Origin of the sequence: Zafaria sp. Z1313, assembly GCF_050563205.1 — a bacterium.
Taxonomy (GTDB): domain Bacteria; phylum Actinomycetota; class Actinomycetes; order Actinomycetales; family Micrococcaceae; genus JAZDCJ01.
Genome location: NZ_JBNWUK010000011.1, coordinates 1 through 19,727, shown reverse-complemented (window position 1 = coordinate 19,727; position 19,727 = coordinate 1). Strand labels below are relative to the sequence as shown.

Genomic DNA, 19,727 nt, shown 5'->3' with positions numbered 1-19,727 from the left:
ATTCCCTAGGTGACTAGGGAATCTGCACAGCGTATAGCTGGTTAGACTGCGGGACTACCTGGACTAGGACGTCCGGGCCTCCGGGCCCACGGAGAAGGGGGCGGCACCGGTGAACCGGTGCCGCCCCCTTCTCCTGTTCCTGCCGGCCGGGACCTCAGTCCTCGTCGGCGAAGCTCGGCTTCTCGTGGAGCCTGCTCGTCTCATCCTGCCAACGGGTGGTCATCGGACGGAGCTTGGACTCGACCGCGCGGGCGTGGTGGCCGCAGAAGAGCAGCTCCCCGCCCGAGGTCTCCAGGACTGCGCGGACGTAGGCCTGGGCGCCGCAGCGGTCGCAACGGTCCAGACTCGTAAGGCCACGGGTAGCGACCGTGGTTGCTGTCATGACGACCTCCTTAGTACGTGTGTACCTAATACAACCAGCAGCGGCCCCGGATTCTTCGCATTCGGGGCCCACTTTCGCTTACCGCTTAGCATCGCTTCGGTCACGGATGGCTCTCGAAGCCTCGGCCGGATGCCCCGGCGGCGAGCCGGGCGGCATTTGACGGTGCGGGGCACTAGCGTAGGAACGGCCGGTTTCCGCTGGAACGAAACACAAGGAGAACACCGCTCGTGGCACCGAGTTCTGAGTACAACGCCAGGCACCTCTCCGTCCTCGAGGGCCTCGAGGCCGTCCGCAAGCGCCCCGGCATGTACATCGGCTCCACCGACTCGCGCGGGCTCATGCACTGCCTCTGGGAGATCATCGACAACTCGGTCGACGAGGCGCTGGCCGGCCACGGCCAGAACATCAGGGTCAGGCTGCATCCCGACGGTTCGGTGGAGATCCACGACGACGGCCGCGGCATCCCCGTGGACGTCGAACCCAAGACGGGCCTGACGGGCGTCGAGGTCGTCTTCACAAAGCTCCACGCCGGCGGCAAGTTCGGCGGCGGCTCGTACACGGCGTCGGGGGGCCTCCACGGCGTCGGCGCCAGCGTCGTCAACGCCCTTTCCTCCCGGCTCGACGTCGAGGTCGACCGCGGCGGCAAGACGTACCGGATGCAGTTCCGGCGTGGCGAGCCCGGCCGCTTCAAGGACACCGGCAGGCCCAAGCCCGACGCGCCCTTCGAACCGTTCGTCGAGGACTCGGTGCTCGACGTCGTCGGCAAGGCCAAGCGGGGAGTGACCGGGACGCGGATCCGCTACTGGTCGGACCGCCAGATCTTCACCCCCGACGCCCGCTTCTCCTATGAGGAGCTCGAGGCCAGGGCCCGGCAGACCTCGTTCCTAGTTCCCGGGCTGCGGATCGAGCTGCACGACGAGCGCAAGCTGAAGGGCACGGCCGGCGAGGACGGCCCCGTCGAGGAGGTCTTCCACCACGACGGCGGCATCTCCGAGTTCGTCGACTACCTCTCCAACGACCCCGCCGTGACGGACATCTGGCGGATCCAGGGCTCCGGGACGTTCAAGGAATCCGTCCCCGTCCTCGACGAGTCCGGGCACAGCCGCATCACCGACGTGGAGCGCGTGTGCGAGGTCGACATCGCCCTGCGCTGGGGGATCGGCTACGACACCTCGGTGCGCAGCTTCGTGAACATCATCGCCACGCCGAAGGGCGGGACGCACCAGACGGGCTTCGAGCAGGCGCTGCTGAAGTCCTTCCGCAAGGCCGTCGAGTCGAACGCCCGCAAGCTCAAGGCGGGCAACGACAAGATCGAGAAGGACGACGTCGCCGCGGGACTCACCGCGGTCCTCACCGTCCGCCTGGCGGAGCCCCAGTTCGAGGGCCAGACGAAGGAGATCCTCGGTACCTCGGCGGTGCGCCAGATCGTCTCCCGCGTCGTGGAGAAGGAGCTCGGCGCCAGGTTGTCCTCCACGTCGCGCGCCGACAAGGCCCAGTCCGGCCAGCTGCTGGAAAAGGTCGTCAGCGAGATGAAGTCGCGCATCTCGGCCCGCGTCCACAAGGAGACCCAGCGCCGCAAGACGGCCCTCGAAGGGTCGTCCCTGCCCACGAAGCTCGCCGATTGCCGCAGCGACGACGTCGAACGCTCCGAGCTGTTCATCGTCGAGGGCGACAGCGCCCTCGGCACAGCGAAGCTCGCCCGCAGCTCCGACTTCCAGGCCCTGTTGCCCATCCGCGGCAAGATCCTGAACGTGCAGAAGGCCTCGGTCGGCGACATGCTCTCCAACGCAGAGTGCGCCGCCCTGATCCAGGTCGTCGGCGCGGGGTCCGGGCGCAGCTTCGACCTCGCCGCGGCCCGCTATGGCAAGGTCGTGCTGATGACGGACGCCGACGTCGACGGCGCGCACATCCGCACCCTGTTGCTGACGCTGTTCTTCCGCTACATGCGGCCCATGGTCGAGGCGGGCCGTGTCTACGCCGCCGTGCCCCCGCTGCACCGCGTCGAGGTGGTCAATCCCGGCGCCCAGGCGAACGAGATGGTCTACACGTACTCCGAGGCGGAGCTGCACCGCGTGCTCAAGGGCCTCGAGGCCGACGGGCGCCGGTACAAGGAGCCCATCCAACGCTACAAGGGCCTCGGCGAGATGGATGCCGAACAGCTCGCGGAGACGACCATGGATCCCCGGCACCGGACGCTGCGGCGCGTGAACATCGCCCACGCCGAGCAGGCGGAACGGATCTTCGAGCTGCTCATGGGCAGCGACGTGGCTCCGCGCAAGGAGTTCATCGTCTCCGGCGCGGAGCGGCTCGACCGCGAGCAGATCGACGCCTGAACCCCTCGGCGGCCCGCCGCCGGCAGCACGCGCCGGCGGCGCCCCAGGCCCAGTCCGTCGGGCCCGAGCCGTCGGGCCGCGGACCGGGTCAGCCCAGCAGGCCGGGCGCGACCAGGAGCGCGGTGGGGACGCCGATGAGCAGCGCCGACGCCGCCAGGAGGCCCGCCAGCGAGGCCCTGGGCAGCGGGTCCGCGGCGTGCAGGAGGCGCTTGAGCCGGCGCGAGGACAGCCCGGGCGCGGGGACCCCGGAGGCGGCGCGCGCTGCCTCGACGGACCCGCCGGAACCGCCCCCGGTGGGCGCGCCGGCTTCCCGCGCGCGGTCCGGCTCGGCGTCGGACGCCGGATCCAGGCCCCCGGAGGCGGCGGCCACGGAGACGAGTGAGCGCAACAGGACCTCCCGCGGGACCTCCTTGAGGGCGGCGTCGTCGGCCAGCATCTCGATGAGCTCCTGCACCGCGCTCTGGGCCAGCTTCGAGGTCGGGAGCCACGGCAGTGCCTGATGCCACGAGGCGAAGGCCAGGACCAGGACGTCGTGGCGCTGGTCCAGATGCGCGCGCTCGTGGGCGACGACGGCCTGCAGGCCGGCCTCGTCGAGCGTCTCGAGCAGTCCGCGCGAGAGGACCGTCACGGAGCCGTTGAAACCGGGCAGACAGTACGCCACGGGGATGTCGTGCTGGACGACGACGGTGCCCGGCCTGGCGGGGGAGGGATCGCCGAGCAGGGCGAGCAGCCGGCGGTGGCGCGTGCGCTGCCGTCCGACCCGGACGGCCGTGAGCAGGAGCGTGAAGACCAGGTGGGCGCCCAGGAGCAGGGCCGCGGACAGAGCGAAGACATGGACGGGATCGAGCGTGTTCGCCGTCCGTCCCAGCAAGAGCTGCCAGAAGGAGCCGACGGCGGCGAGCAGGTTGTCCCCGAGCGGTTCGAGTCCCCAGATGAGCATCGAACCGATCATCGACAGGCCGCCCGCGAGGGCGATGGCCTGCCAGAGCACGAGGGACGCGAAGGGGGAGCGGGCCGTCCAGGCGGACCTGGAGAGCCACACGGGAACGGGCCAGGCCAGCAGCAGGGCCAGCCCGGCCAGGAGGTAGGAAGTGGTCCACACGGTCAGGACCCTACCGGAAACGTCAGGCCGGCCGGCCGTCGCCCAGGATCCGGCGCAGCGCCTCCGCCTCCTCGGCCGAGATGCCGCCGACGAAGCGGGCCAGCACGGCCTCGCGGTCCATGACGTTGCCGAGGGCCTCGTTCATGAGCTCGACGGTGTGCTCCTCGCGGCTCGTGACGGCGCGGTAGCGGTGGGGACGCGTGTCCCGTTCGCGGGCCACGAGGTGCTTCTTCTCGAGCCGGGCCAGTACCGTGAGCACGGTGGTGACCGCGAGCTCCTTGCCGTCGTCGCCGCCGGCCTGCGCCAGGTCGTCGCGCAGTTCGTTCGCGGTGCGCGCGCCGTCGCTGTCCCACAAGAGGTCCATGACGGATCGCTCGAGTTCGCCAAGTGAGGCCAAGTGCGGTTTCCTTCGATCACGACGTCCACGGGTCCTGCTCCGGCCGTCGCCGGGACCCCATCCGGTGTATCAATCTACTCCGATTCGCCCCAGATTTCTACATGCAGTAGAACCGGAGTATTCTACGAGTCGTAGAAGTTGGCCCCACGGTGTCGGGACAGCCCGCGCCACGGATGGGAAGGACCCGCAGTGGATCCCTTGGAAATCGCCCGCTGGCAGTTCGGCATCACGACCGTCTACCACTTCCTCATGGTGCCCCTGACGATCGGCCTCGGCCTCCTCGTCGCCGTGCTGCAGACGGCCTGGCACCGCACGGGCCGCGAGGAATACCTGCGGATGACCAAGTTCTGGGGCAAGCTCTTCCTGATCAACTTCATCATGGGCGTGGCCACGGGGATCGTCCAGGAGTTCCAGTTCGGCATGGCCTGGAGCGAGTACAGCCGCTTCGTCGGGGACGTCTTCGGCGCCCCGCTGGCCATGGAGGCCCTCCTGGCCTTCTTCGTCGAGTCCACGTTCCTCGGCCTGTGGATCTTCGGCTGGGACCGCCTGCCGAAGCGGATCCACCTCGCCTGCATCTGGTGCGCCTCCCTCGCCACGATCCTCTCCGCCTACTTCATCCTCGTCGCCAACTCCTGGATGCAGCACCCCGTGGGCACCGAGATCGTCGAGGGCCGGGCCGTCATGACCGACGCCTGGGCGGTCTTCACCAACAACACCGCCATGGTCACCTTCCCCCACACCATCTTCGGCGCGTTCGCCGTCGCAGGCGGCTTCCTGCTGGGCATCTCCTGGTACCACCTCTACAAGCGCCGCTCCGCCGGCATCGACACGGTCGACGCCCAGGGGCGGGTCGTGGTCGGAGAGGACCCGGAGCTCGGCCGCAACCGCGACCGCACCGACCACGCCGTGTGGCTCAAGTCCCTGCGCCTCGGCGCCGTCGTCGCGATGGTCTCCTTCGCCGGCGTCGCCTTCTCCGGGCACGCGCAGGCCCAGCTGATGTTCGAGCAGCAGCCCATGAAGATGGCCGCCGCCGAGGCCGCCTGCCACGACGGCACGGGCTTCTCCGTCCTGACGATCGGCAACCTCGGCGCCGACGGCGCCACGACGTGCGACGACGTCGTGGCCGTCTACGAGATCCCCGGGCTGCTGTCCTTCCTCGCCAACGACGACTTCACGACCGAGGTCAAGGGCGTGAACACGCTGCTGCCCGAGTACCAGGAGAAGTACGGCACCCACCTGCCCCACGACTCGATCTACGGGGACCGCGCCGGCCAGGAGATCAACTACCTGCCGCTCATGGAGGTCACCTACTGGGGCTTCCGGCTCATGATCACCTTCGGCGGCCTCGCGGCGTTCGCCGCGCTCGTGGCCCTGTGGATGACCCGCAAGGGCACCGTCCCGGACAACCGCTGGATCTCCCGGCTGGCCGTGGTGGGCATCCTCGCCCCCTTCGGGGCGAACTCGGCCGGCTGGATCTTCACCGAGATGGGCCGCCAGCCGTTCGTCGTCGTCCCCAACCCGAGCTTCGAGGGCATCGACCAGGTCTTCATGTTCACGGCAGCCGCCGTCTCGCCCGGCGTCTCGGCGGGGGAGATGCTCTTCTCCCTCGTGGCCCTCACGCTCGTCTACGCCGTGCTGCTCGTCGTCGAGCTTGTGCTGCTCACGCGGTTCGTGCGCGGCGGCGCCGGCTCCGCGATGCCCGAGCTGAACCACCGGCCAGGCGATGGCCCGCAGCGCGACGACGACGTCCTGTCCTTCGCCTACTAGCCCGCACCGACCCCCGCGAGAGACCAAGGAACACCCCATGGACTTCCTGCCCACCCTCTGGTTCATCCTCATCGCCGTCCTCTGGAGCGGATACCTCTTCCTCGAGGGATTCGACCTCGGCGTCGGCATGCTGCTGCGCACGTTCGCGCGCGGGGACACCCAGCGCCGCGTCCTGATCAACACCGTCGGCCCCGTCTGGGACGGCAACGAGGTCTGGCTGCTGACCGCCGGCGGCGCCACGTTCGCCGCGTTCCCGTACTGGTACGCTTCGCTCTTCTCCGCGCTCTACCTTCCGCTCGTGGTCGTCCTGCTGGCGCTGATCTTCCGCGCGGTGGCCTTCGAATACCGGGGCAAAGCGCACACCCGGAGGGCGCGGGAGCTGTGGGACTGGGCGCTGTGCCTCGGAAGCTTCACCGCGGCCTTCGGCGTGGGCGCCATGCTCGCGCTGACCACGACGGGCCTGCCGCTCGACGCCAACGGCGACCGCGTGGGCGGGGCGTTCGCCTGGCTCAACGGCTACGCCGTGCTCGGGGGCCTCGCCGTCGTCGGGTTCAGCCTGGTCCAGGCCCTCGCCTTCCTCTGCCTGAAGACCGACGGCGACCTCCGCGCCCGCGCCCGCCGGGCGGTGGTGCGCTGGCTGCCGCTCGCGATCGCGCCGATGGCCGCGTGGGCCCTCGTCGTCGCGCTGCGCGGGGGAGGGACCGTTCCGTTCCTCCTGATCGCCGTGGGGCTCGCCCTCGCGATCGCCGCCTGGGCGTCCGCCCGCGCGGGACGGGAAGGCCGGGCGTTCCTCGCCCTCGGCGGCTTCCTCCTCGCGGGGGTCGCGGCGGTCTTCACCGCCGCCTACCCCGTGGTGCTCCCGTCCACGCTGGACGCCGCGTTCGACCTCACGGTCGGCAACGCGTCGTCGAGCCCCTACACGCTGGGCCTCATGAGCATCGTCGCCGCCTTCGGGATCCCGCTCGTCCTGGCCTACCAGGGATGGACCTACTGGGTCTTCCGCCGGCGCATCAGCGAGGCGCACATCCCGCAGGCCCACCGCGTCACCCCGATCGCCTAGGACCCGCCCGTGAAGCCCTCCCTGCCCGAGGACCCCGGGACGCGCCGCGCCCTGGCCGTCCTCGCCGTGCTCGCCGCCGCCAAGGCCGCCGGGCTCGTGCTGCTCGCCGACGCGCTCGCCACCGGGATCGCCCAGCTCGCCGCGGGCGGGGAGCTCGACGCGCCCCGCGCCCTCGCGTTCGGGCTCTCCGGCGCGCTCCTGCGCGGGGGAGCGGCCTGGGCCACCCAGCACGCAGCGCTGCGCGCGGGCCTCGGGGCCAAGGAGCGGCTGCGGGCCCGGCTCGTCGGGGCGGGAGTCGCCGGCGTCCGGAACCCCCAGGGACCGGGCGCGATCGCGGCGCTCGCCGGGAGGGGGCTCGACGGGCTGGACAACTACTACACGCGCTACCTCCCCGCGCTCGTCGCCGCGGCCGTCGTCCCCGCGCTCGTGGGGGCCAGGATCCTCTTCGCCGACTGGGTCTCGGCCCTCGTCGTGCTCCTGACGCTGCCGCTCGTGCCGCTCTTCATGGCCCTCATCGGCCTGCACACCCAGGACCGGGTGCGGGAGGCGGCCGACGGGCTGGAACGGATCTCCGGGCACCTCCTCGAGCTCGCCCAGGGCCTGCCCGCCCTCATCGGCGTGCGCCGGGCCGGCGGCCGTGGACGCGCCGTGGCCCGCGCCTCGGAGGACTACCGCGCGACGACCCTCGGCACGCTGCGCACGGCGTTCCTGTCCGGGTTGGCGCTCGAGCTCATCGCGACGATCTCCGTGGCCGTCGTCGCCGTCTTCATCGGCGTCCGGCTCGTGCACGGGGGCATCGGGCTCGAGACGGGCCTGCTGGCCCTGATCCTCGCCCCGGAGTGCTTCGCCCCGCTGCGCGAGGTCGGCGCGGCCTTCCACGCCTCCGAGGACGGGGTCGAGGCGATGGAGCGCTCGAAGGCCGTGCTCGCGGGCACCGGCGCGGCAGAGGGAACGGACGACGGCGGCGGGCGGTCCGGGACGGGGACGGCCGGGGCCTCCCATCCGTCGGCGGAGCCGCCGGCTCCGGGCACGGCGCTGCGCCTCGAGGGGCTCGCCGTGCGCTTCGGCGCCGGGGCGCCCCCGGCGCTCCAGGCCCGGGACCTCGTCCTGCCCGCCGGGGGCGTGGAGGTCCTCGACACCGCGAGCGGAAGCGGCAAGTCGACGCTGCTCCATGCGGTCCTCGGGCGGCTCCCGGCCTCCGCCGTCGTGGACGGCGCCCTCGCCGTGGACCGCTCGGCCACGGCCTGGATCCCGCAGCACCCCCGCTTCACGGAGGAGACGGTCGCCGCCGAGCTGGCCCTGCATGCGGGCCGCCCGCTCGGGGAGGACGAGGTGCGCGGACTCCTCGCCGAGACCGCCCTGACCGCTCTGGCCGGGCGGCGCCCCGACGAGTGCAGCCCGGGCGAGCTGCGCCGCCTGGCGGTCGCGCGTGCGCTGGCCAGGATCGCCTACGGGGCCCCGTGCGCCCTCCTCATCGCGGACGAGCCGACGGCGCACCTGGACCCGGAGTCCGCGGCCGCGGTCCGGGCCGCCATGGTCCGGGCGCTGCCGGGACGGGCCGTCCTCGTGGCCACGCACGACCGCGTCCTGGCCGCCGAGCTCCGTTCGGCCGATCCGCGGGCGTCCCGGGGGGCTTCCCCCCGGGGCACCGCGCGGCCGTTCGACGCCGTTCGGGCGGCGGGCCCCGGGGTGTCCACCGCCCTGCCGGCTCCTGCCGCGGCCTCGGAGACCTCCTCCTCCACCGCCGGCTGGGCCGACGACGACGGTCCCCGCGGCACGGCGGGACGGGCCTTCTCGCTCGTCGGCGGCCTGCCCTGGGGGCGGGGCGGGCTCGCCCTCGGCATCGGCTACGGGACCCTGGCCCTGGCCTTCGCCGCGGCGCTCACCGCGGTGTCGGGATGGCTGATCGTCACGGCGAGCCACCAGCCGCCCATGCTGCACCTCATGGTCGCGATCGTCGGCGTCCGCTTCTTCGGCATGGGACGCGCCGTGCTGCGCTACCTCGAACAGCTCGCCGTGCACAACGCCCTCCTGCGCTGGGCCGGAACGGTGCGCGAGCGGCTCTGGGACGCCCTCGTCTCCCAGCCCCGGCACTGGGGGCGCATCACGCGCTCCGGCGCGGCGCTGGGACACCTCGTCGCGGAGGTCGACGAGGTCCGCGACACCGTTCCCCGCGTCCTCGTGCCCCCGCTCGCCGGGATCGCCACCTGGGCGCTCGCCGCCACGGCGATCGCGCTCTGGGCGCCGGCGGGCCTCGGCGCCGCGGTGGCGCTCGGCGTGGCCGGCTGGGTCCTGCTGCCCGTGCTCGTCATCGCCGTCGAACGGCGTTCCGGCAGGGCGCTCGCCGGGCACCGGATCGCCCTCGGCACCCGCGTCCCCACGTTGCTCGCCGCCGCCGTGGACCTCGGCGGCAACGGGGCCGCGCGGCACGCCGTGGAACGCTTCGCGCGCGAGGACGCCGCGGCGACCTCGAAGCTCAAGCGCGCCGGACGCGCCGACGGGATCGGCCAGGGCGGAGCCGTCCTCCTGGCCTCGGCGGCCGCCGTCGCCGCGCTCTGCTCCGTCGGCGGCGTCGCCGGGACGGCGGAGGCGGCCGCGATCGCCGCGCTGACCCTGCTCGCGCTCGGCGAGCCGGTGGCTTCCACGGCGGCGGCCGCGCGGCAGCTCCCGCAGCTCGGCGACGGGCTGCGCCGCGTCGCCGGGGTCCTCGACGACCCGCACGCCGCGGCCGGCCGTCCCCTTCAGGGCCCGACGACGGCGGACGGGGCTCCCCCGCGCGCCCTCGCCGCCGCGGGCGGCCCCCTCCGGTTCCGGTTGAGCGGGGGAGCCGGCGGCTGGGGCGACGGGCCGGACGTGTTCGCGGACCTGGACCTCGAGGCCGCTCCGGGGCGGTGGACCCTCGTCACGGGGCCCTCCGGGACCGGCAAGTCCACGCTGCTCGCCGTCCTGCTCGGGGCCCTGCCCCTGCGCTCCGGCCGCCTCGAGGCCCGGACGGGGACGGGCCCGTGGCGGGCCGCGGCCGCGGACGACTTCGCCCGCGTCTCGTGGTGCCCCCAGGAGGCCCACCTCTTCGACTCGAGCGTGCGCTCCAACCTCGGCCTGGGGCGGCCGGAGCACGACGCCCCCACGGACGCCGAGCTCGTCGACGCGCTCGGGGCCGTCGGTCTGGGCTCCTGGTTCTCGCGCCAGCCCGAGGGCCTCGCGACGCGGATCGGATCCGGCGGCCACCACCTCTCCGGCGGCCAACGCCAGCGCCTCGCCGCGGCCCGCGCGCTCGTGGCGCGCTCCGACGTCGTCCTCCTCGACGAGCCGACCGCCCACCTGGGGCAGGACGAGGCCGCGGACCTCATCGCCGACCTGCGGCTCGGACTCTCGGGACGGTCGGTCGTCCTCGTGACCCACGATCCCCGCCTCGCCGCTCCCGGCGACGCCGTGACCGCGCTCGGAGCGGCCGCCCCGGTCGCCTCCTAAGGCCCCGGGGTCAATCCGTCTGGACGACTCCCGCGTCCCCGAACGGGACGGAATCCTCTTCCGGGGCGCGCAGGGAGGCGCGCGCCGGTTCCGGCTCGGGCAGGCCCGGCAGCGTCGGTGGCGCGTCACGCCCCTCGTGCGCGCCAGGGCCGCCGCCGGACCCCGGGGCCGGGGCCACGGCGTCGTCCTGCGGGGGAAGCGAACCGCCGAGCAGCTCGACGGACTGGGCGAGGGGAACGCCGGATCCGTCGCGGCGCCCGTGTTCCGTGGGCAGGGCCCGCGCGACGCCGGCCGCCGACGCCGCCCGCGCGGGGCCGTGCCCCGTCCAGGCCAGGGACAACGTGTCCTCGCCCTTGAGGAAGCGGTGGGCGCGCACGCCCCCGGTCGCCCGGCCCTTCGCGGGATACTCCGCCAGCGGCGTCACCTTGACGGTCCCCGCGCCCGTGCCCGGCAGCGTGCCGGAACCCGTCGCGATCGTCACGACGACGGCCTGCGGATCATCCGCCGCAACGACGCCGAACGAGGCCACCGCGTCCCCGCCGCCGAGCTTGATGCCGGCCATGCCGCCTGCCGTCCGGCCCTGCGGGCGCACCGCCGAGGCCGGACAGCGCAGCAGTTGCGCGCCGCGCGTGATGAAGACGAGCTCGTCGTCGTCCGCCGCCGGGGCGGCCCCCACGACGGCGTCGCCGGGCTTGAGCGTCACGGCCTCGAACTCGTCGCGGTTCAGCGGGTAGTCCGGGGTGACGCGCTTGACCACGCCCTGCAGCGTGCCCAGGGCGACCACGGTGTTCATCGGGACCACCGCCACGACGCGCTCGCCCTTCGCCAAGGGCGCGAAATCCTTCGCCGGGACGCCGCCGGCCAGCTGCGGGAGCCCGGCCGTCGACGGGACCACGGGCATGTCCACGACCTGCAGGCGCAGCATCCGGCCCGCGGAGGTCACGGCGCCGAGCTCGCCGCGGGCCGTCGTGCGGACCACCGACGCGAGGACGTCGTGCTTGGCCCGGGGTCCGGAATCGTTCAGGGGCGACGCGTCCGCGGTGCGGGCCAGCTGCCCCGTGGCCGAGAGCAGGACCCAGCACGGATCGTCCGCGATCTCGAGGGACAACGGGGCCTTGGCCCCGCCCGCGGCGGCCGGCGCGGGCATCACGGTGCCCTTGAGCGGCGTCGTCCCCTCCGCCTTGAGCAGCACCGTGCGGCGCGGGGTCGCGAAGCGCTCACCGGCCTCGGCGAGCTCCCCGGAGACGACCTCGCGGAGCAGGGCGTCGGAGGCCAGGATGGCCTCGAGTCGGTCGATCTCGCGCTTGAGCTCGTCCTGCTCCTTCTCGAGCTCGATCCGGGAGAAGCGGGTCAGCTGGCGCAGGCGCAGTTCCAGGATGTGGTTGGCCTGGACCTCCGTCAGGTCGTAGACCGCCATGAGGCGCTGCCGGGCGGCCGCCGTCTCGTCCGAGGTGCGGATGATCTGGATGACCTCGTCGATGTCCACGATCGCGATCAGCAGGCCCTCGACGAGGTGCAGCCGGTCCTTCTTCCGCCCCAGCCGGAAGGCGGTGCGGCGGCGGACGACGTCGAGCCGGTGGCCCACGTACACCTGCAGCAGCTCCAGCAGGCCCAGGGTCCGTGGCTGGCCGTCGACGAGGGCGACGTTGTTGATGCCGAAGGAGTCCTCCATCGGCGTGAGCTTGTACAGCTGCTGCAGGACGGCGTTGGGGTTGAAGCCGTTCTTGAGCTCGATCACGAGCCGCAGGCCGTGCTTGCGGTCCGTGAGGTCCACGACGTCGGCGATGCCGGCGAGCTTCTTGGACGTCACGGCGTCCTTGATCTTCTCGATCACCTTCTCCGGGCCCACCATGTACGGCAGCTCCGTGACCACGAGCCCGCTGCGGCGCGGCGTGATCTGCTCGAGCTCGACCTTCGCCCGCGTCTTGAACGAGCCGCGCCCCGTGGCGTAGGCGTCCTTGATGCCGTCCAGGCCCACGATGATCCCGCCCGTGGGCAGGTCCGGGCCCGGGATGAACCGCATGACGTCGGCGAGCGTCGCGTCCGGGTGGTCCACGAGGTGCCGGGCCGCCGCGACGACCTCGCCGAGGTTGTGCGGGGCCATGTTGGTGGCCATGCCGACGGCGATGCCCGTGGTGCCGTTGACGAGCAGGTTCGGGAAGGCCGCCGGGAGGACCTCCGGCTGCAGGAGCTGGTTGTCGTAGTTCGGGATGAAGTCCACGACGTCCTCGTCGAGGAAGTCGGTCATCGCGACCGCGGGGGAGGCCATCCGGGCCTCGGTGTAGCGGGGGGCCGCGGGGCCGTCGTCGAGGGAGCCGAAGTTCCCGTGCCCGTCGATGAGCGGAAGCCTCAAGGCGAAGCCCTGGGCCATGCGCACCATCGCGTCGTAGATCGCCGCGTCGCCGTGGGGGTGGAGCTTGCCCATGACCTCGCCGACCACGCGTGCGCTCTTGACGTGCCCGCGGTCGGGGCGCAGGCCCATCTGGGTCATCATGTAGAGGATGCGCCGCTGCACCGGCTTGAGGCCGTCGCGGGCGTCCGGGAGGGCGCGCGAGTAGATCACCGAGTAGGCGTACTCGAGGAACGAGCCCTCCATCTCGCTCGTGACGTCGATGTCGACGATGTTCTCCGTGAAGTCCTCTTCGGGAGCTGTCTTCTGGCGTCGGGCCATGCTCGTGCGGGTCCTCTTTCCTGGGCTGCTGCTCCGGCGCCCCGCCGGCCGCCCGGTGCCGGCGGTCCGGTCCACGGGCGGCACCGGTGGCCGGTCCCGCGCACGGCGGACCGGCCCCGGCGTGGAAGCCGTAGGCTAAGCCTATGGGTGCAGCGAGCAAAAGCCGGGAATATCCGGCCCACTGGGAAGCCGATGTCGTCCTGAGGGACGGGTCCACCGCCCACCTGAGGCCCATCGCCCCGTCCGACGCCGACGCGCTGCAGGCCCTGCACACGGGCCAGTCGGAGGCCTCGATCTACCTGCGCTTCTTCACCTACAAGTCCAAGCTGACCGCGAAGGAACTGGCCCGCTTCACCGAGGTGGACCACCGCGACCGCGTCGCCCTCGTCGTCCTGCGCGGCGGCGTGATCATCGGCGTGGGCCGCTACGACCGGCTCGACGACCCCGAGGAGGCGGAGGTCGCCTTCAACATCGCGGACGCCTCGCAGGGCAAGGGCGTCGGCTCCATCCTGCTCGAGCACCTCGCCGCCGCGGCCCGCGAGAACGGGATCGAGCGCTTCAGCGCGGAGGTGCTGCCGGAGAACCGCAAGATGCTCACCGTCTTCGCCGAGGCCGGCTACGAGGTCAAGCGGCGATTCGACGACGGCGTCGTGATGCTCGAGTTCCCCATCGACCCCACCGACCGCTCCCGGGCCGTCATGGAGTCGCGGGAGCACCGGGCCGAGGCCAGGAGCCTCGGCGAGCTGCTCGCGCCGCGCTCCGTGGCCGTGATCGGTGCGAGCCGGGCGTGGGGCTCGATCGGCTACACGCTCCTGGAGAACATCGTGGAGGGCGGGTTCACGGGTACCGTGGCGGGCGTGAACCCCGAGGCCTTCGAGGTCGCGGGGATGGTCTCCCACGCTTCGATCGCGGAGGTCCCCGGTCCGGTGGACCTCGCCGTCGTCGCCGTGCCGGCGGACCAGGTCGACGCGGTCGTCGCCGAGTGCGGGGCGGCAGGGGTCAAGGGCCTGCTCGTCGTCACCGACCTCGCCGACGCCGACCCGGGGGCCACGCTCGCGCGGCAGCGGGCGCTCGTCCGCTCGGCCCGGTCCAACGGCATGCGCCTCATCGGCCCCGCATCGCTCGGGGTCGTCAACACCGATCCCGAGGTGCGTCTCAACGCCTCGCTCGCGCCGGGGATGCCGCAGGAGGGCGCGTTCGGGTTCTTCAGCCAGTCGGCCGCGATGGGGGTGCTCCTCTACGCCGCCGCGAGCCGCCGGGCGCTCGGCGTCTCGAGCATCGTCTCCGCAGGCAACCGCGCCGATGTCTCGGGCAACGACGCGATGCAGTTCTGGGAGGACGACGAGCGCTCCTCGGCGGTCGGCCTCTACCTCGAGAGCTTCGGCAACCCGCGCAAGTTCTCCCGGATCGCCCGCCGGCTCGCCCGCAGCAAGCCCGTCATCGTGGCCAAGTCGGACGTCATGGGCCTGCGCCTTCCGCCCGGCCACGCGGTGCGGACGACGCAGGCGCCGCTCGGCGCCGTGGACGCGATGCTGCGCCAGTCCGGGGTCATCCGGGTCGGGACGACCGAGGAGCTCATGGACGTCGCCCAGCTCGTGGCCGCGCAGCCGCTCCCGGCCGGTCGGGGAACCGCCGTCGTCTCCAACTCCGAGGCCCTCGCCGCCGTCGTCGCCGACAGCGCCCTGCAGCACGGGCTCGAGATCGCCGCCACCGCAGGGGCCGTGCCCCTCGACGACGGCCAGTCGCGGGCCCTCCCGCGGCTCAAGAAGGCGGTCCTCGACGCGCTGTCCGGCGCCGAAGTGCACACGGCGATCGTCGCGCTCCTGCCCGCCCGGGGCGTCGATACCGACGCCGTCGCGCGGACGTTGTCCGATTGCTCGCGGGAGGCGGGCAAGCCCGTCGTCGCCGCGTTCACGGGCCGTCTCGACGCCTCGGGCCCGGCCGAGGGGCTCCTGGGCGGGCTGCCGTGCTACGCCAACCCTGGCGACGCGACCGCGGCCCTCGCCGCCGTCGTCCGCTACACCGAGTGGCGCGCCCGCGACTTCGGCGAGCCGATGCCCCTGGAGGGGACCGACGTCGACCGGGCGGAGGACCTCGTCGCCGCCCACGTTCAACGCGTGCGCGGCACCGAGCTGCTCCGGCTCGGCCCGGACCAGGCGGCGGAGCTGCTCGCCTGCTACGGGATCGACGTCCTGGCCTCGCGCGGCTTCGAGACGGAGGACGAGGCCGTCGCGGCGGCCGCGTGGCTCGGCTGGCCCGTGGCGCTGAAGGCGACGGACGAGCACTTGCGGCACCGCCTGGACCTCGGCGGGGTGCGCCTGAACATCTTCGACGAGGCGAGCCTGCGCGGGAACATCCGCCACATGCGCCAGATGCTCGAGCCGTTCGGGGCCCCCGGGCTCGAGCTGCAGTCGATGGCCCCCTCCGGCCAGGGCTGCATCGTGCGCGCCCTCGAGGATCCGCTCCTCGGCCCCCTCGTCTCCTTCGGCCTCGCCGGCGACGCGGTGAACCTCCTCGACGACTGGGCCCACGCCATCCCGCCGCTGACGACGACGGACCTGGCCGAGCTCGTCCGCTCCCCGCGCGCCGCCCGCAAGCTGTTCGGCTACCAGGGCCTGCCCGCCGTCGACGTGCGCAGCCTCGAGGAGCTGCTCAACCGCGTCGCCGCGCTCAAGGACAACCACCCCGAGGTCGCGCTGCTCGAGTTCAACCCCGTCCTCGTCTCCGCCGCGGGCGTGACCGTGCTCTCGGCCGATCTGCGGATCGGCCATCCCGGCCAGCGAACGGACAGCGCCCGGCGCGCCCTGTCCGGGTAGACGGGACCGCGCCCGCTCCCCGGAGCCCTGACGGGCCCCCGGATAGACTGGAGGACATGATCTCCCGCACCCCTGCCGCCCGCGACCTCCACAGCGCCCTGGAACGGGCCGGCTTCTACCCGCGGCTCGTCGCCGACGTCATCGACGACGCCCTCGACGGGATGGAGCCCGTGGCGCACCTGGTGCACCTGGAGACGCACATCGAACACGGCGAGGTGCACCGCCACGTGACCGCGCTCGTGCTCGCCCAGGAGGTCATGGTCGTCGTCCACGTGGACGACCAGCAGCTCGACGAGCTCGGCGACACGGCCGTGGCCCAGGCCTCGACGGAGACGGTCGCCGTGTCCCGGATCGGTTCCGTGGTGCTGTCCTCGATGTACCACCAGCCGCAGGACTACTCCTCGACGGACAAGGTCCGCGAGCTGACGCTCGGCATCGCCTGGACGGGCGGGCAGCGCGTCGACCTGGCCCCGGCCGGCTGCGCCGACCCGCAGTGCGACGCCGACCACGGCTACACCGGCAGCCTCCAGCACGAGGACCTCGTGCTGCGCGTGAGCGCCGAGGCGGACGGGCTGCAGGCCGTCGAGGACGCCAGGACCTTCGCGCGCGCCCTGCGGAAGATCAGCACGGCGACGGCCACCGCCGTCCAGCCGCGCGCCGCGGTCGTGTCCGAGCCGCGCCCCGGGTGGGTGGGCAGCCGGCTGGTCCGCGGGCACCACCAGGCCTGATCCGTGCCGCAGACAGCGAACGACGCCGGTGCGGCGCGCCTTCCGGCGCCGCCCCGCTATGGGAGCGCGAGCCTGGGGGAGGTGCTGCCCAGCGCGGCCGCCGTCCTCGGCGTGCCGGGCTACGCCAACACGCTGGGACTGCCGCCCGCCCGCCGGGTCTGCGTGGTCATGGCGGACGGCCTGGGCTCGGCCCTGCTGAAGTCGCGGGGCGGGCACGCGCCGTTCCTGCGCCGGCACCTCGAGACGGGGCGGCACCTGGACGCCGCGTTCCCGACGACGACGGCGGCCTCGCTCGCCACGCTCGGGACGGGGCTGCCGCCGGGACGGCACGGGATCGTGGGCTACGACGTGCTCGACCCGGCCGGGTCGCGCGTGGTCAACATGCTCGGCGGCTGGCCGTCGGACCTCGATCCCGCCGCGTGGCAGCCGCACCGCACGGTGCTCGAGGACGCGGCCGGGCACGTGCACGTCGCGACCGTGAGCCTGCCGCAGTTCGACGGCTCCTCCCTGACCCGGGCCGCCCTGCGCGGCGGGGAGTTCGCGGCGGCGAAGACGTCCCAGGCCCGCGTCCGCCGGGCCTCGGAGATCCTCGCGGCCCACGAGCGCGTTCTGATGTACTGCTACTGGAACGAGCTGGACAAGGCGGGCCACCGCCACGGCAGTGCGTCCCTCGAATGGGGGGAGCAGCTCGAGGAGCTCGACGCGGCGATGCGCACGCTCGCGGCGCGCCTGCCCGCCGGGACGCTGCTGTTGCTGACCGCCGACCACGGCATGGTCGACGTCCCCGAGCGGCACCGGATCGACTACTCGCTGACCCCGGAGCTCGTCGACGGCGTCGCGTACACCGCGGGGGAGCCGCGCTGCGTCCAGCTGCACGTCGAGCCCGGGCTCTCCGCCCGGGGGCGGGAGCGCCTCGTGGGGGCCTGGCGGGCGGCCCTCGGTTCCCGTGCCTGGATCCTGGAACGCCGCGAGGCGGTGGCCCACGGCTTCTTCGGCGACGTCGACGCGCACGTGCTCCCACGCATCGGCGACCTCCTGGTGCTCCCGTCGGTGCCCGAACTGGCGCTCTACGACGGCCGGCGCGTGGCCCCGCAGGCCTTCGAGGTGGTGGGCCAGCACGGCTCGGTGACGCGCGCCGAACGCGTCGTCCCGCTTCTGACCCTGGCCCGGACGGGCTGACCGCATCCGTCCTTGACGCCAAAAAGGAAGGCCCCCGTGAAACTCGGTGCTTGATGCCCAAACTAGCTTGCTATTCTCGCCTGCCCCATGGCTGACGCGGCACTCGCCCTTCCACTAAAGCCACGCGGGTGCTCCGCAAACGAAGATGAAGAGAGCAGAAACCAGCAGTGCCGCCACGACCTCGCATGCCGACGTCACGGCCTTCACGCTCTTGGGCCACCAAAACCATCCATCAGCTCGTCCTGTCACGCGCTCCATGAATCTGATCGCAAGGCAGTTGAGGAACCTTAGGGCAACTCCGCTGAAAGCCACGGCAAGGGGAAGGCCCCGCCAAGGGTGCGGAATCTCCACCTCCCATAATAGTGCCGCCGCAACCTGCCCAAGGATATAGGCGAATGCGAAGTACATAGACCAGCCAGCGAAGGCCAAAAAGGCTAGCGACACGAGTTCCGCACTATCATCGAATAAGTCGATCTCATCGCGCCACTTACGGCCTTCTTCCTTGCGGAAGACCAAGCGAAGGACGGTGTGTGACACGCTCACGCTGGATCGTGATCCGTTCAACGATCGACAGTGGACGGAATCAGCTTGATCAAGTTCTTCGTCACGGGCCCACCAGTCTTCTTGCTACTGGGAAGGAACGCCGAGCCACCGAACCACAACTGCCACCTCTGGTGTGCCAGCTTCTCAAGGTATAACGCGTCGACTCCGACCCGTTCTACGAGTTCCTCGGCCTGACGGGCATGTGAAGGGGCCTCAAGCATGAATTCCAAAAAGCCTTCGGTGCCGCCGACATTCCATTGGAACCAAAGCCAATCGCTCGGATCGGTATCTACCGAGATCATGAGCCAGTTCACTTCGGGTCCTTGGGGGACTATCTCATTAACGGTGTATCCGGCGGTTTCTTTTAGTAGCTTTCAGCGGCCGGGAATCGGTCGCTGAAAGTGATGGCGAAGGCGTTCAAAGCGGGCTTCCAACGCACGGCCCATCGGGTCTTGCCGGCACCGGTCGGATCGAGGGATCGGGTGACCAGATACAGGCACTTTAGCGCAGCCTGCTCGGTGGGGAAATGACCCCGGGCCTTCACGGCGCGCCGGTACCTGGCGTTGAGGGATTCGATCGCATTGGTCGAGCAGATCACGCGCCGGATTTCCACGTCATAGTCCAGGAACGGGATGAACTCCTCCCACGCGTTCTCCCACAGCCGCACGATGGCCCCGTATTTCTTGCCCCAGCGCTCGGTGAGCTCCTCGAACGCCGCCCTGGCGGCCGCAGCGTTCACGGCGGTGTAGATGGGCTTCACGTCCCGTTTGAGCGCGTCCCAGTCCTTCTTCGAGGCCAGGCGGAAGGTATTGCGGATCAGGTGGATGATGCAGGTCTGCACGGTTGTCAGCGGCCAGACGTTGGTGACGACTTCGGGCAGGCCTTTGAGGCCGTCGCAGACCAGGAAGAAGGTGTCTTTCACGCCGCGGTTCTTGATGTCGGTGAGCACGCTCATCCAGAACTTCGCGCCCTCACCGCCGGTGCCGGCCCACAGGCCGAGGATGTCCTTCTCACCCTCCAGCGTCACGCCGATCGCGGCGTAGACGGGCCGGTTGGCGACCTGCCCGTCGCGGACCTTGACGACGATGGCGTCGATGAAGATCGCCGCGTAGACCTCATCCAGCGGCCGGTTTTGCCACGCGGCCATCTCGTCGAGCACCCTGTCGGTGATCCGCGAGACGGTCTCCTTTGACACGGACGCACCGTAGATCTCGGCGAAGTGCGCGCTGATTTCCCCGGTGGTCAGGCCCTTGGCATAGAGCGACAGGACCATCTCAT

Annotated in this window: 14 protein-coding genes; 7 read left to right on the top strand and 7 right to left on the bottom strand. The window is 72.0% G+C overall.

All coding sequences use genetic code 11. The annotated features are described in order from the left end of the window. Positions 1-154: 154 nt before the first annotated feature. Positions 155-382, bottom strand: a complete 228-nt coding sequence (locus tag ACQ3I4_RS11175) for a DUF7455 domain-containing protein (RefSeq protein WP_329860173.1) — start codon at positions 380-382, stop codon at positions 155-157. Between the two features lie 227 nt (positions 383-609). On the opposite strand from ACQ3I4_RS11175, the gene ACQ3I4_RS11170 reads away from it, so the two are divergent. Next, positions 610-2,715 (top strand): DNA gyrase/topoisomerase IV subunit B, encoded by a 2,106-nt coding sequence (locus ACQ3I4_RS11170; RefSeq protein ID WP_430633556.1) that lies wholly within the window; start codon positions 610-612, stop codon positions 2,713-2,715. A gap of 88 nt (positions 2,716-2,803) precedes the next feature. Here ACQ3I4_RS11170 and ACQ3I4_RS11165 read toward each other — a convergent pair whose 3' ends face one another. Both ACQ3I4_RS11165 and ACQ3I4_RS11160 read right to left on the bottom strand, forming a co-directional pair. Continuing rightward, on the bottom strand, positions 2,804-3,817 hold the full coding sequence (locus tag ACQ3I4_RS11165) for a M56 family metallopeptidase (RefSeq protein ID WP_430633555.1): 1,014 nt from the start codon (positions 3,815-3,817) through the stop codon (positions 2,804-2,806). Between the two features lie 22 nt (positions 3,818-3,839). Continuing rightward, positions 3,840-4,214, bottom strand: a complete 375-nt coding sequence (locus ACQ3I4_RS11160) for a BlaI/MecI/CopY family transcriptional regulator (protein ID WP_329860169.1) — start codon at positions 4,212-4,214, stop codon at positions 3,840-3,842. 189 nt (positions 4,215-4,403) lie between these two features. Between ACQ3I4_RS11160 and ACQ3I4_RS11155 the strand changes: the two genes are divergently transcribed. From ACQ3I4_RS11155 to cydC, 3 genes are read left to right on the top strand one after another with little or no spacing between them, the layout of a single operon-like run. After that, positions 4,404-5,981: a cytochrome ubiquinol oxidase subunit I gene (locus ACQ3I4_RS11155; RefSeq protein ID WP_430633554.1), complete on the top strand. Its 1,578-nt coding sequence runs from the start codon at positions 4,404-4,406 to the stop codon at positions 5,979-5,981. Between the two features lie 37 nt (positions 5,982-6,018). Then, complete coding sequence (cydB, locus tag ACQ3I4_RS11150) at positions 6,019-7,041, top strand: cytochrome d ubiquinol oxidase subunit II (protein ID WP_329860166.1); 1,023 nt, start codon at positions 6,019-6,021, stop codon at positions 7,039-7,041. A gap of 9 nt (positions 7,042-7,050) precedes the next feature. Beyond that, a complete protein-coding gene (gene cydC, locus ACQ3I4_RS11145; protein ID WP_430633553.1) occupies positions 7,051-10,512 on the top strand; it encodes a thiol reductant ABC exporter subunit CydC in 3,462 nt (1,153 codons plus the stop codon). A gap of 10 nt (positions 10,513-10,522) precedes the next feature. Here the strand turns inward: cydC and ACQ3I4_RS11140 are convergent, their stop codons facing one another. Continuing rightward, positions 10,523-13,183: a DNA gyrase/topoisomerase IV subunit A gene (locus ACQ3I4_RS11140; RefSeq protein ID WP_430633552.1), complete on the bottom strand. Its 2,661-nt coding sequence runs from the start codon at positions 13,181-13,183 to the stop codon at positions 10,523-10,525. A gap of 143 nt (positions 13,184-13,326) precedes the next feature. Between ACQ3I4_RS11140 and ACQ3I4_RS11135 the strand changes: the two genes are divergently transcribed. The 3 genes from ACQ3I4_RS11135 to ACQ3I4_RS11125 are packed head-to-tail and all read left to right on the top strand — an operon-like array spanning position 13,327 to position 17,906. Further along, entirely contained in the window at positions 13,327-15,999 is a 2,673-nt protein-coding gene (locus ACQ3I4_RS11135; protein WP_430633551.1) for a GNAT family N-acetyltransferase, read from the top strand. A gap of 56 nt (positions 16,000-16,055) precedes the next feature. Continuing rightward, the gene (locus tag ACQ3I4_RS11130) at positions 16,056-16,727 is read left to right on the top strand and encodes a DUF5998 family protein (RefSeq protein ID WP_329860161.1); all 672 of its coding nucleotides are present in this window, start codon (positions 16,056-16,058) and stop codon (positions 16,725-16,727) included. Positions 16,728-16,730: 3 nt separating this feature from the next. Then, positions 16,731-17,906 carry an alkaline phosphatase family protein gene (locus ACQ3I4_RS11125; RefSeq protein ID WP_430633550.1) on the top strand — a complete coding sequence of 392 codons (1,176 nt, stop codon included), beginning with the start codon at positions 16,731-16,733 and terminating at the stop codon, positions 17,904-17,906. A gap of 114 nt (positions 17,907-18,020) precedes the next feature. Here the strand turns inward: ACQ3I4_RS11125 and ACQ3I4_RS11120 are convergent, their stop codons facing one another. The 3 genes from ACQ3I4_RS11120 to ACQ3I4_RS11110 all read right to left on the bottom strand — a co-directional run. Then, the gene (locus ACQ3I4_RS11120) at positions 18,021-18,422 is read right to left on the bottom strand and encodes a hypothetical protein (protein WP_430633549.1); all 402 of its coding nucleotides are present in this window, start codon (positions 18,420-18,422) and stop codon (positions 18,021-18,023) included. A gap of 44 nt (positions 18,423-18,466) precedes the next feature. After that, complete coding sequence (locus tag ACQ3I4_RS11115) at positions 18,467-18,763, bottom strand: hypothetical protein (RefSeq protein WP_430633548.1); 297 nt, start codon at positions 18,761-18,763, stop codon at positions 18,467-18,469. Positions 18,764-18,813: 50 nt separating this feature from the next. Then, positions 18,814-19,727 (bottom strand): IS256 family transposase (locus tag ACQ3I4_RS11110; RefSeq protein ID WP_430632801.1); only part of this gene is annotated, 914 nt, incomplete at its 5' end.

Excerpts from the sequence above, each read along its gene's own strand:
- ACQ3I4_RS11135 (WP_430633551.1), top strand. The coding sequence starts at position 13,327 with ATGGGTGCAGCGAGCAAAAGCCGGGAATATCCGGCCCACTGGGAAGCC.
- ACQ3I4_RS11130 (WP_329860161.1), top strand. The coding sequence starts at position 16,056 with ATGATCTCCCGCACCCCTGCCGCCCGCGACCTCCACAGCGCCCTGGAA.
- ACQ3I4_RS11175 (WP_329860173.1), bottom strand. The coding sequence starts at position 382 with ATGACAGCAACCACGGTCGCTACCCGTGGCCTTACGAGTCTGGACCGT.
- ACQ3I4_RS11140 (WP_430633552.1), bottom strand. The coding sequence starts at position 13,183 with ATGGCCCGACGCCAGAAGACAGCTCCCGAAGAGGACTTCACGGAGAAC.
- cydB (WP_329860166.1), top strand. The coding sequence starts at position 6,019 with ATGGACTTCCTGCCCACCCTCTGGTTCATCCTCATCGCCGTCCTCTGG.